This is a genomic window from Nonomuraea rosea, from assembly GCF_039539705.1.
Classification (GTDB): domain Bacteria; phylum Actinomycetota; class Actinomycetes; order Streptosporangiales; family Streptosporangiaceae; genus Nonomuraea; species Nonomuraea rosea.
Window position 1 is genome coordinate 152,605 of record NZ_BAABDQ010000029.1, and the last position, 11,953, is coordinate 164,557.

10 protein-coding genes are annotated in these 11,953 nt (G+C 72.8%); 5 read left to right on the top strand and 5 right to left on the bottom strand.

Features of this window, described 5'->3' with window-relative positions:
• The first annotated feature begins 2 nt into the window (after nt 1–2).
• The 3 genes from ABEA43_RS45965 (at nt 3) to ABEA43_RS45975 (ending at nt 5,203) form a co-directional block, all read left to right on the top strand.
• Nucleotides 3–1,853 carry an MGH1-like glycoside hydrolase domain-containing protein gene (locus tag ABEA43_RS45965; RefSeq protein ID WP_345572386.1) on the top strand — a complete coding sequence of 617 codons (1,851 nt, stop codon included), beginning with the start codon at nt 3–5 and terminating at the stop codon, nt 1,851–1,853.
• Nucleotides 1,850–3,904 (top strand): golvesin C-terminal-like domain-containing protein, encoded by a 2,055-nt coding sequence (locus tag ABEA43_RS45970; protein ID WP_345572387.1) that lies wholly within the window; start codon nt 1,850–1,852, stop codon nt 3,902–3,904. Before ABEA43_RS45965 ends, ABEA43_RS45970 begins: the two co-directional genes overlap by 4 nt.
• A 99-nt stretch (nt 3,905–4,003) precedes the next feature.
• Entirely contained in the window at nt 4,004–5,203 is a 1,200-nt protein-coding gene (locus ABEA43_RS45975) for an MFS transporter (protein WP_345572388.1), read from the top strand.
• Here ABEA43_RS45975 and ABEA43_RS45980 read toward each other — a convergent pair.
• Genes ABEA43_RS45980 through ABEA43_RS45990 form a run of 3 tightly spaced genes read right to left on the bottom strand, consistent with a single transcriptional unit; the run spans nt 5,200 to nt 8,087 of the window.
• Nucleotides 5,200–6,381 carry an alpha/beta hydrolase family protein gene (locus ABEA43_RS45980; RefSeq protein ID WP_345572389.1) on the bottom strand — a complete coding sequence of 394 codons (1,182 nt, stop codon included), beginning with the start codon at nt 6,379–6,381 and terminating at the stop codon, nt 5,200–5,202. The two genes, ABEA43_RS45975 and ABEA43_RS45980, sit on opposite strands and share 4 nt — an antisense overlap.
• A gap of 18 nt (nt 6,382–6,399) precedes the next feature.
• Nucleotides 6,400–7,179, bottom strand: coding sequence for an ABC-2 transporter permease (locus tag ABEA43_RS45985; protein ID WP_345572390.1), 780 nt, complete (start codon nt 7,177–7,179; stop codon nt 6,400–6,402).
• Nucleotides 7,176–8,087: an ABC transporter ATP-binding protein gene (locus tag ABEA43_RS45990; RefSeq protein ID WP_345572391.1), complete on the bottom strand. Its 912-nt coding sequence runs from the start codon at nt 8,085–8,087 to the stop codon at nt 7,176–7,178. The genes ABEA43_RS45985 and ABEA43_RS45990 overlap by 4 nt, the downstream gene beginning before the upstream one ends.
• A gap of 133 nt (nt 8,088–8,220) precedes the next feature.
• On the opposite strand from ABEA43_RS45990, the gene ABEA43_RS45995 reads away from it, so the two are divergent.
• Nucleotides 8,221–9,414, top strand: coding sequence for a sensor histidine kinase (locus ABEA43_RS45995; RefSeq protein WP_345572392.1), 1,194 nt, complete (start codon nt 8,221–8,223; stop codon nt 9,412–9,414).
• The gene (locus tag ABEA43_RS46000; RefSeq protein WP_345572393.1) at nt 9,411–10,070 is read left to right on the top strand and encodes a response regulator; all 660 of its coding nucleotides are present in this window, start codon (nt 9,411–9,413) and stop codon (nt 10,068–10,070) included. The genes ABEA43_RS45995 and ABEA43_RS46000 overlap by 4 nt, the downstream gene beginning before the upstream one ends.
• A gap of 14 nt (nt 10,071–10,084) precedes the next feature.
• On the opposite strand, the gene ABEA43_RS46005 is transcribed toward ABEA43_RS46000, so the two are convergent.
• The gene (locus ABEA43_RS46005) at nt 10,085–10,525 is read right to left on the bottom strand and encodes an OsmC family protein (protein ID WP_345572394.1); all 441 of its coding nucleotides are present in this window, start codon (nt 10,523–10,525) and stop codon (nt 10,085–10,087) included.
• Nucleotides 10,519–11,826 (bottom strand): alpha/beta fold hydrolase, encoded by a 1,308-nt coding sequence (locus ABEA43_RS46010; RefSeq protein ID WP_345572395.1) that lies wholly within the window; start codon nt 11,824–11,826, stop codon nt 10,519–10,521. The genes ABEA43_RS46005 and ABEA43_RS46010 overlap by 7 nt, the downstream gene beginning before the upstream one ends.
• Between the last annotated feature and the right edge of the window lie 127 nt (nt 11,827–11,953).

An 11,953-nucleotide genomic window follows, 5' to 3' on the forward strand; every position in this document is an offset into this window, starting at 1 on the left:
ACGTGAAGGAAGACATGACGAATTACGCCGCCGTCCAGGCCGCGCTCGCCCGGGGCTGGAACACCTGGGACACGCGCAGCGTGCTCACCCAGGTGCTCCTGCCCGACGCCCTCGGCCTGTCCCTCGGGCTGAAGGAGTACTACCGGGGCACCTCCCTGCGTACCGCCCAGATAGGCCGCCGCACCGAGGGCGCGGAGAGCGTCACCCTGGGCCGGCACGCCTACGACGGCGCCTACACCGAGACGACCGTGAGCTGGGCGGGCGTCACCATCCGCGTGCAGACGGCGCACGCGGGCGACGACCTGGTCGTCCTGGTGACGCCCACCGCCAACCAGCCCAAGAGCGCGCTGCTGACCGTCGGCGCCGCCTACCTGTGGAACCGGCCCGGCTCCGTCACCCGCGAGGGCGACCGGCTCACCGCCGGAGGACCCGGCGGGACCGTCCAGGTCTTCTGCACGGCCCCGCACGTCGACGACCCCTACACCGACATCGACGGCCCCTACGTGGCGATGGAGCTGACCGGCGCCGTCGGGATCAGCACCGGCAGCCCCCGCGACCTGCCGGAGATCGCGGCCCTCGTCGCCCGCGCCTCCGCCGGGATCGGGACGGCCGGCGCCGACCCGCTCGCGCAGCACCGCGAGATCGTCAGGGACGCCATCTCCTGGAACACCATCTACGAGCCGTCGCAGTCGCGCGTGATCACGACCGTCAGCCGGCTCTGGAACGTCGGCAAGCGCGGCGGCTACGCCCTGTTCTGCTGGGACGCGTTCTTCAACGCGCTGCTGGCGGGCGTGTCGAGCAGGGAGCTCGCCTACGTCAACACCGTCGAGATGCTCCGCGCCCTGACCCCGGAGGGCTTCGTCCCGAACGTCGAGCAGGGCACCGGCCGCAAGACCTACGACGGGTCCCAGCCGCCGGTCGGCTCGATGGTGACCCGCGAGCTCTATCGCCGCTTCGGCGAGCGATGGTTCCTGGAGGAGACCTTCGGCCCGCTGCTGTCCTGGAACCGCTGGTGGTGGCGGACCCGCAGGCACGGCGACCTGCTGTGCGCCGGCTCGACGTACTTCGACCCCGAGTTCCCCTCACCGCAGGACATCCCCCGCATCCACCAGCACTTCGGCGCCACCTGCGAGAGCGGCTGGGACAACCACCCCGTCTTCGAGGACGTGCCCTTCGACAAGACCACGAGCCTGCTCGCCGCCCACGACGTCGGCCTGAACAGCCTGTACGCGGCCGACTGCGAGGCACTCGCCGACCTCGCCGACGTCCTCGGCGAAAGCGAGGCCGCCGCGGAGCTGCGCGAGCGGCACGCGGCCGTCGTCGCGGCGATGGAGTCGCTGTGGGACGAGCCGAGCGGCATCTACCGCAGCAGGCGCACCGACACCGGGCTGCCGACCGAGCGGCTGTCCGCGATGAGCTTCTACCCCCTGCTGGCCGGCGTCGGCACCGACGATCGGGCCCGGCGCATGGTGTCCGGGCACCTGCTGGCCGACGACGGCTTCGGCGGCGAATGGGTGCTGCCCACCTCACCGCGCAGCGAGCCGATGGACCTGCGCGAGGGCACCTACTGGGCCGGACGGGCGTGGCCGCCGGTCAACTTCCTGGTCTATCTGGGGCTGCTGCGGGCCGGCGCGCGTGACGCGGCCGCGTGGCTCGCCGAGGGCAGCTCCCGGCTGGTGCTCAAGGAGTGGAACGAACTGCGTCACGTGCACGAGAACTACTCCAGCAGTCACGGGGGCGCGTGCGACAAGCCGAACAGCGAGCCGTTCCAGACCTGGGGCGCGCTGCTGAGCCTCATCGTCCTCATGGAACGCGGCGAGGCGGACTTCTTCGGGAAAGGCAGCGTGGCATGACCGACGGGCTCATCGGACGCAGGGCGTTCACCTTGGGGATGGTCGCGGGCGCGGCCACCCTGGCCGGGACGGCGCCGGCCGTCGCGGCCGGGCGGGCCGAGCCGTACTTCGAGGAGAGCACCCTGTGGGACTCCTCGACGGGAGAGCTGGCCAACTACCACGTGCACGGGCTCATCGTGCTGCCCGGCGACACGATCCTCGCCTTCTCGGAAGGCCGGTACGAGGTCTGCGACGCGGGCCCGCGTGACCTGCTGCTGCGCCGCAGCACCGACGGCGGCCGGACGTGGAGCCCGTCGCAGGTCGTGGTGCCCTCGGCCGGCGGCAAGTCGTGGGGCAACCCCGCGCTGGTGTGCGACCGGGGCACGGGCGAGGTGTTCCTGTTCTACAGCCTGTCCGGGCGCCTGCCGGAGAACACCTCCTGCTCCGGCGACACCGGCAGCCTGCACGTCGTCTCCAGCACCGACGGCGGTCTCACGTGGGGGCAGCCGCGCGTGCTCGACGACCTGTTCGCCTCCTTCGGCTACGACTGGGCGCTGCACTCCCCCGGTCCCGGGCACGGCATCCAGCTCGACAACGGGCGGCTGCTGATGAACGTCGCCCACCGGCGGGTCATCGTCGGCAACAGCGTGGCCGAGCGCATGTACGGGATCGCGTCCGTCTACAGCGACGACCACGGCCGCACCTGGCAGGCCACCGGCGCCGTGCCCGTCTCCGCGGACTATCCCATCAACGAGGCCAGGATGGTGCAGCGCGCCGACGGCTCCGTGCTGGTCAACGGGCGGGCGGCCGCGGGCGGCAACCGGCAGCGGATCGTCTCGGTCAGCCACGACCGCGGCCTGACCTGGTCGCCGCCGAAGCTGGACGGGGCGACCGGCACGTTCAACGCGGTGGACGCGGGCCTGCTCGGCTACTCCAGGGACCGGATCCTGTTCAGCCGGCCGGACGCGCCCGTGCGCTACAACATGACCGTCTCGGTCAGCTACGACGGCGGTCACTTCTTCCGCTACAGCCGCGTCGTCAACCCCGGCCGGTCCTACTACTCCGATCTGGCCCGCCTGTCAGACGGGACGATCATCCTGATCTACGGCTGCGACGGCGACATCGCCAGCTTCCCGCTCAAGGTGAACGTCTGCCGGTTCAACCTGGAATGGCTCACCCGGGGGCGCGACGGCTCGGCCTCCGGCCCCCGGCTCAGCGAGAAGGCGTACGACCTGGCCCGCCTGGCCGGCACCCGGCACTCGGGCGGCACGGTCACGGTCGTCAGGGAGCCGACGGCCCGCGCGGGAGCCCGCGCGGTGTTCACCCCGGCCGCCGCCGGCGACCACCTCGACTACCGCATCGCCGTCCCGCGCGGCGGAGAGTACGACCTCCTGCTGCGCTACCACCGCTCCCCCGGCGGCGGCCTGGTCGCCGTGACCGTCGACGGCGCGAACCCCCGCAACTCCGTCATCGACACGACCTCCGAGCTCGCCGAGGGATACGACGTGCTGCTCCTCGGCACGATGCGGCTCACCCCCGGCCGGCACACCGTGCGCTTCACCGCGGCCGGCGCGGGCCGGGGCGGCGGCCTGAGCATCTCGCTGGACGAGCTGAGCCTGATCCAGGCCCCGGCACGGGCGGACGTCAACGAGGACGTCACGGTCGACAACGGGGCGCTGGGCTACACCGTGCTCTCCGGCGCCTGGCCCTCGGGCACCGGCGTGGCCGGCTTCTACGGCGGCAACTACGCCTCCCATCCGCCCGGCGACGGCACCGCCGCGGTCCGGTGGCGGCCGGCCCTGCCCGCCCAGGCCCGCTACGAGGTGAAGGTCTCCTACACCGCCGCGTCGAACCGGTCCCGCGCCGCCGCCTACGTCGTCCGCCACGCCGAGGGCAGCACCCGGGTCACCGTGGACCAGACGGCCCGCGGCGTGCCCGGCACCCGGGGCGGCGAGTGGGTGTCGCTGGGCACGTTCGCCTTCGGGGCGGGCATCGAGGGCGCGGTCGAGCTCAGCGACGCCGCCGACGGTCACGTCGTCGCGGACGCCGTGCGCTTCACGCGCCGCGACTGACGCGAGGCGGTCACGAAGATCGGCTTTACCACCGCGTCGATCGGGGGTGATCTTCTCGGCTAGCGTTGTGGCTGCCGTCGTCCGGATGGAGTCGAACGCGTGTCGTTGTGGCGCAACAAGAATTTCAACATCTTCCTCGTGATCCAGGCGTTGTCGGTCGGGGGTGACTCGTTCTCGCTGATCGCCATCCCGTTGCTGTTGTTGCGCGAGACGGGTTCCGTCGTGCAGATGGGCGTGCTGACCGGCTTGTCGGGGGCCGCCTCGTTGCTCACGGGGGCGTTCGCCGGGGTCGTCGCCGACCGCCTGGACAGGAAGAAGCTGCTGATCGCCTGCGACATCCTCCGGGGAGTCCTCTACGCGCTCATCCCGATCGTCTGGGCCTTCTCACCCCAGATCTGGCTGCTGTACGTGGTCGTGCCGCTGGCCGTCTCCGTCGGGATGATCTTCCAGGTCACGTACGTCACCGTCGTGCCGAGCCTGGTGGACAGGGAGCAGCTCACCCAGGCCAACGGCCGCCTCTACGCGGTGTACGCGGCCGCGGGCGTCGGCGGCCCGGCGTTCGCGGGGCTGGTCTCGCAGGCGTTCGGCCCGGCCGTCGCGCTGGGCATCGACGCGGCCACCTTCGCCGTCTCCGCGGGCGGCCTGCTGTTCGTCCGGCTGCGCACCAGCCGGGGCGCCGTCGCGCGGGGCGGGTTCCTCGAAGGGGCGAGGTTCCTCTGGCGGCACCCGGTGCTGCGGTCGCTGACGATCCTGCTGACCTTCTACATCTTTCTCACCGCCGGGCTCGACGACATCGTCATCTACTACCTCAAGCACGACCTCGCCCAGAACGACGACACGGTCGGACTCGTGCTCGGGTGCGCGGCGGCCGGGTCGATCGGCGGTGCGGCGGTGGTGGCGCGCGTACGCAAGCTGCTCGGCTTCGGCGCCACCTGGATCGCCGCGGTCGCCCTGTCGGGGGCGACGGTCGCCTGCGCCGGCCTCGGCCCGGGGGCGGTGGGGATCGCCGCGATCATGGCGGGGTTCCTGCTGGGCGGGGCGGTGGCCGGGATCTGCTCGCAGTCCCTGCGCCAGGAGGTCACCCCCGGCCACCTGCTCGGCCGCGTCACGTCCGCGTTCTGGACCGTTCACTACGCCCTCGGCCCGCTGGGCGCCGCGCTGCTCACGCTGGCCGTCTCCCAGTACGGCGTGCCGCGGACGATGCTGACCGCGGGCCTGGGCATGGCGCTGATCGGCCTCCTCGCGACGCTGACCCCGGTTCGCCGGCCCCGGCCGGAAGGCCGGCAGCCGACGGCCTAAGGGGTGTGGAAGGTGACCTCGCGGTCGGCCGGGGCCGGGCCGTCGAGCAGGGGTTGCTTCTTGTGCTTCAGGTGCCGGTCGAAGAAGGCGCCGACATAGGCGCGGGTGAGCTGCAAGGAGCGCTGCGGGGAGAGGGTGCCGGGATCGGACATCCCCGCGGCCTGCTGCAGGAGGGAGAGGTCGGTGAAGCTGGTGTGCTCGGTGCCGGCGACGGTGAGCCAGCGCTTCCAGCCGCCGATGTCCGGCCAGCTCGCGTCCCAGGTGTCGTCCTTGCCGGGGACGTGGTCGGCCTGGCTGCCCATCAGGAGGAAGGGGCGCTTGCCGAGGCTGCCGGCGGGGACGGCGGGGTGGAAGGTGCCGTCCAGGTTCGCTCCGGCCCGCACGCGCTGGTCGGCCCCCATGGTCGCGGCGCTCGCGTCGCCGCCGAGGGAGTGCCCGGCCATGCCGATCCGCTTGGCGTCGATCAGGCGGGCGTTCTTCCAGGCCGGGTTCCGGCCGGTCAGCCGGTCGAGGACGAAGGAGATGTCCCTGGTCCGGCTCTTGGTGATGGTCGCCTGCCCGCCTTCCGGCGGCTTGGGCTGGTCGCAGAGGGGTGCGCAGGTGAGGGTGCGGCCGTCGGGGAAGGTGGTGCCGGACGACTCGTAGGCGTGGTCGACGAGCGCGACGACGTACCCGCGGCTGCCCAGGTCCTCGGCCAGGAAGGTGAGGCTGGCGCGGTGCAGGCCGCGGCCGGGTGAGAGCACCATCAGCGGGTGTCGGCCGTCCTTCGGGCGGGCTCCGGCGTGGGCGTAGGTGCGGGTGGCGGCGACGGTCTCGGCCGGGATGGTGGCGGCGGGCGCCTTGCGCTTCAGCAGCGACCGGGCCTCCTCAAGGGTCATGTACGGGGCGGCCGCGCCGGTCGCGGACCGGGCCGGGTAGTACATCGACACCATCAGCTGACGGGGACCGTCCGCGGGCACCCAGGGGTCCGTGCGGCTCTGGTCCACCAGGTGCAGGACGTCGCGGCCGACCGGGTACGGCCCGGTGGGGCGGGGCAGCTCCAGCGTGACCGCGGCGGCGGTCGTCGTCGGCGCGGGACTCGGAGAGCCGGCGGCACTCGCCTCCGCGCAGGACGTCACCAGCAGGGACATCGCGAGCGCGAAGAGCGGCAGGCGGGCACGGGTGTGGTGCTGCTTCACAGGATTCCTCTCAGATGGTCACACGTCGCGGCGGCGCACGACGATGAGGGTCACGGCCGCCGAGACGAGCGGCCAGAGCGCGAACACGGCCCACGATCCGGTAGCCGTGGGCAGGGCGGACTTGTCGCACGCATGGACGGCGGACAGGCAGGTCCGCCAGACGTAGAACGGGAACATGGCGTAAAGGTCGTTGGCCCACTGGTGCACGGTCGGCTTGAACAGCGTGGGCAGGATGACCAGCACGCCGCACACGGCGACGACGGTGGCGGCGGTGTGCCGCAGCAGCGCGCCGATGCCCATGCCGGCCAGCGCGGACACGGGCGCGAGCAGGGCGTTCGCGACCAGGGCGCGGACGACGTACGGGTCGCCGATCGAGCCCCCTGTGCCGCGGCCGGACAGGATGGCCTGGCTCGCGCCGTACGTGGTGAGCGCGACGAGCGTGCCGGCGGCGAGCATGACGCCCGCCACGACGAGCACCTTGGCCGCCAACACCCGGCCACGGGCGGGGACGGCGGTGAAGGTGGTGCGGATCAGGCCGGTGGCGTACTCGCCGGTGACCGTCAGGGCTCCCACGCTCCCCGCGCCGGTCATGACCACGATCGCGCCGAGCGCGCTGAAGGCCTCCGTCATCGGGTTGAACATGGCCTTCTCCTGCGGCCGGAAGGACGGCCACTCGGCGTACACGTCAAGGCTCGACTGCACGGCGAGCCCGGTCAGCAGCAGCACCCCGGCCGCGAGCACCCAGCGGGTGGACCGCAGCGACCACAGCTTGATCCACTCCGCTCCGGCCAGGCTCATCCGCGGCCGTCCACGACGTGGTCGGCGTGGCCGGCGGTGGACTCCATGAACGCCTCCTCCAGCGACGCGGTGCGCGGGGCGAGCTCGTACAGCATGATCCGGCGCGCGAAGGCGAGCTCGCCGACGCGGCCGGCGCTCATCCCCGTCACCGTGAGCACGTCGCCGCCGTCGCGCCGGACGGAGGCGCCGTCGATGGCGAGCACGGCGGCGAGCTCGTCCGGGTCGGGCGTGCGCACCGTGACGCGGGCCTGTGCGCCGCGGGCGGCGAACGCGGTGAGGCTCTCGTCGGCGATCAGCTGGCCGCGGCCGATGACGATGAGGTGGCCGGCGGTGTTCTCCATCTCGCTCATCAGATGGCTGGAGACCAGGACGGTACGCCCCTGCTCGGCCAGGCGCCGGAACATGCCTCGTATCCAGCGCACCCCCTCGGGGTCCAGGCCGTTGACCGGCTCGTCGAACAGCAGCACGGGCGGGTCGCCCAGCAGCGCGGCGGCGATGCCGAGCCGCTGGCGCATGCCCAGGGAGAACCCGCCGACCCGCCGGCGGGCCACGCCCTCCAGCCCCACCTCGCTCAGGACCTCCGCCACCCGGCGGCGTGGCAGGCCGTTGCCGCGGGCCAGCGCCCACAGGTGCGCCGCGGCGCTGCGGCCCGGATGCGCGTCACCGGCGTCCAGGAGCGCGCCGACGTGCCGCAGCCCCGCGCGGTGCCGCGCGAACGGCTTCCCGTCGATGGTCGCGCTTCCGCTGGTGGGCCGGTTCAGGCCGAGGATCATGCGCATGGTGGTGCTCTTGCCGGCGCCGTTCGGGCCGAGGAACCCGGTGACCCGGCCGGGCCGCACCGTGAACGTCAGCGCGTTCACCGCCGTCACGGCGCCGTAGCGTTTGGTCAGATGGTTGACTTCGATCACCCGGTCAACGCTGCCGGAGGCCGCGCCGTACGACATCTGGCCGCGGGCCAGAATCCGCGCCGGGGCATTGGCCCGAAGGCATACGCCTCCAGGCCGATGCTGGTGAGACGGGGTGACGGCTACGATCGGGGGCGTGCTCGCCCATCCGCCCCGTCCGCCGCTCCTGCATCGGCTGCCGCCGTACGCGCGCGGTCTGCTCACGTGGTGTGCGGTGGCCGCCTTCGCGCTGCTGCAGCTCGCCGCGCTGCTGAGCGGCAGCGACGACGCGAATCCGCGGGCGCTGCTGCTCGCGGGCGCCGCGGTCGTCATGACGGTGCCCCTGGCGTGGGCGCGGCACCGCCCGGTTCCCGTGCTCACCGTGCTGCTGGCCGAGGTGGCCGCCGCCACGGCGCTGGGAGCGCCGGCCGAGCAGGTCTGGCCGCTGTTCCTGGCCGCGTTCGTCCTGGTCTGCGGCATCGCGGCCACCCGATCGGGGGTGGCCGCGGCTCTCGGCACGCTCGTCGTGGTGGAGGGGGCGTGGCACGCGGACCTGTGGCGGCACGGCTACCGCGCCCTCGCCCCCGGGTTCCTGGCGCTGACGGCGCTGCTGGCCGGCGGCGTCCTGCTCGCCTGGCTGGCCGGGACCGCGCTGCGGCAGCGGCACGAGTACGCCGAGGCCCTGCGCGTCCACGCGGTCACGTCCGAGCGGCTGAGCATCGCCCGCGACGTGCACGACATGGTCGCCCACAGCATCGGCAGCATCGCCATCCAGGCCGGAGCGGGCAGCAGGGTGATCGACGCCCGCCCCGACCAGGCCCGCGACGCGCTGGACGCCATCGAGGTCACCAGCAGGGAAACCCTCAAGGGCCTGCGGCAGATGCTCGGCGTCCTGCGCCGGCCCGGCACTCCGTCCACTGGGCTGGCCGACCTCGGTCCGGTCACGTCCGCTGCCGTCGCCGCTGGGGTCCAGGTCGACGTCCGCTGGCAGGGCGAACGCCGCCCGCTGCCCGCCGCCGTCGACCACTCCGCGTTCCGCATCGTCCAGGAGGCGGTGACCAACGTGGTACGCCACGCGGACGCCGCCCGCTGCCGGGTGTCGATCGGCTACGCGCGCGCCGAGCTGAGCGTCGAGATCGTCGACGACGGGCGCGGAGCGGGCGCGGGCGAGAGACACGGAGACGGGCACGGCGAGGGGCACGGCGAGGGGCACGGCGACGGCGCGGGCGAGGGCAAGGGGTACGGCATCGCCGGGATGCGCGAGCGGGTGGCGCTGCTGAACGGGCAGTTCACCGCCGGGCCGCGGCCCGAGGGCGGGTTCAGGGTCGCCGCGAGGCTGCCGATCCCATGACGATCCGCGTGCTGCTGGCAGACGACCAGCCGCTGGTGCGCGCCGGGCTGCGCATGGTCATCGACGGCACCCCGGACGTGGACGTCGCCGGGGAGGCCGGGACCGGCGCGCAGGCCGTGCACCTGGCCAAGGAGTCACGCCCCGACGTCGTGCTGATGGACATCCGCATGCCCGGGATGGACGGCATCGAGGCCACCCGGATGATCACTGCCGAGCTGCCGGCCACTCACGTCCTGGTCCTGACCACGTTCGACGAGGACGAGAACGTCTACGGCGCCCTGCGCGCCGGCGCCGCCGGTTTCCTCGTCAAGGACATGGCGCTGGACGACATCCTGACCGCCATCCGCGTGGTCGCCGCCGGCGACGCCCTGCTCGCGCCCGGTGTGACCCGCCGTCTCATCGACGAGTTCACCGCCCGCCCCCATCCCCGGTCCGCCCGGCCCCGCGAGCTGAGCGGCGTCACCGGACGCGAGCACGAGATCCTCACCCTCGTCGGCCGCGGCCTGTCCAACGCCGAGATCGCGGCCTGCCTGCACATCAGCCCCGGCACCGCGAAGGCACACGTGGCCAGCCTGCTCGCGAAGCTCGGCGCCCGCGACCGCGTGCAACTGGTCATCATCGCCTACGACACCGGCCTGGTCTCCCCCTCCGGCTGAGCCTAGAGACGGGGTTACACCGGTTCGAACGACAGCGATTTGCTCAACGTCTCGCGCACCGGGGACCGCGCGATGCGTTCGGCCACGGCCTTGTGGTGCCGTTCGTCCACCGGCGGATCCAGGACGAGGTCATAGCGGAACCTCGTTTCCGCGTCCGCACGCTCCAGGGTCACCGAGACGCTCACCTTGACGTCGGCCAGCCCACGCTCGTCCAGTGCCATCCGCGCCGAGATGGTCATGCACGACGCCAGCGCGGCCTCAAGCAGCTCATGAGGACGCGGGCCGGCCGAGCCGCCCGCACCGTTCTTGAGAGTGTCGGCCAGCCCGGTGTTCCCGCCGCACGGAACCTGACCTGGTACGGCGCGGCCAGCGCTTCGGCCTCCACCACAGCAGTCCCCTTTCGCTGCCTCCACGCTATCCACCATGTCCACCAAATGAGAAATACGTCTCACCATTTGGCCATGGCGATGAGGTGCTCGCGGAAGAACCGCGCGGTGGACTCGTGCAACCGGGTGCGGTGGGGCACGGTGGACCAGCCGTGGTCGGCGCCCTCGACGACCTCCAGCTCCGCGTTGCCGCCGTAGTGGCCGAGGTAGCGGCGGGCGTAGGAGACGGGCGCGATGTCGTCCCGGTCTCCGTGGATGATCCGCACGGGTCCGGTGTACGCGCAGGACCGGCCGTAGACGTCCAGGCGGGCGATGTCGTCGACCAGGGCCGGGCTCATCCGATGGCCGTCGGCGTCGAAGTAGCCCTTCGCCTTGAGCTCCGCGCCGATGTCCCGCCCCTTGAGGAACCCGGCGCCCACCTCGAAGGGAGCGACGGCGGCCGGTGACCACAGGCACGCCGCCCCGATGCCCGGCTCCTCGGCGGCCACGATACCGGCGACGACACCGCCCATGCTCATCCCGACCAGGCCGATCCGCTCGGGGTCGGCGAAGCCGAGGCCACGCACGGCCCGCACGACGGACCGGGTCTCGGCGATCTCGCCGGCGATGGTGACGCCGGAGAAGTCGCCGTCGCTCTCCCCGTGCCCGGACAGGTCGAACCGGACGGACGCGATGCCGGCACCCTCCAGCAGCCGGGCCATCAGCACGAACGAGCGATTCTCCATCCGGTTGTTGGCGAACCCGTGGACGAACACCACCACGGGCCACCCGGTCCCGCCCTCGGGGACGTGCAGCGTGGCGCGCAGGGTCAGCCCGTCGTGCCGGAAGTCATGGGTCCTGATCATCGGGCCTCCCAGCGGAAGACGTGCCGTCCCGCTCCCGCCTCGACGGCGGTGTCCGGGTCGGCGGGCAGGTGGACGGCGGCGGCGGTGTACGCGGGCACCACCACGACGAGCGTCACCTGGTCGCCGGCCCGGCTCCAGCCGGCCGTACGGGGTGTCGAGCGCGGCGCGGGCGTGGGTGAGGCCGCCGCCGGGACGCGGGCGTACCAGCAGCCGCCGGGAGCCGGTCTCGGCCCAGGACCAGGGGCTCCAGTCGCCGGCCGAGCCGTCGTGGCCGTGCACGCGCACCCGCGCGCCGCGCCGCGTGCGGGAGCCGAGCGCGGGGCCCGGCCAGGGCACCAGCACCGACTCCCCCGACTCGACCAAGCCGGTGGCCAGGCCGTCGCTGAGCTCGATCTCGTACGCCCGCTGCAGCCAGCCGGAGATGCCGGTCCGTACGACCCATGACAGGCGCGGGGCGCTCTCCCCGATGCCCAGGGGGTCTCGGTGGTGTTCGAAGGTGACCGGTTCGACGTTCAGGAAGGTCATGTCAGCCCTTGATGGCGCCGGCGGTCATACCGGCGACGATCTTGCGGTTGAAGAAGACGAACAGCAGCAGCGGCGGGATCGTGATCAGGACGATGTCCATGAACAGCAGGTTCCACTGCGTGTTGTA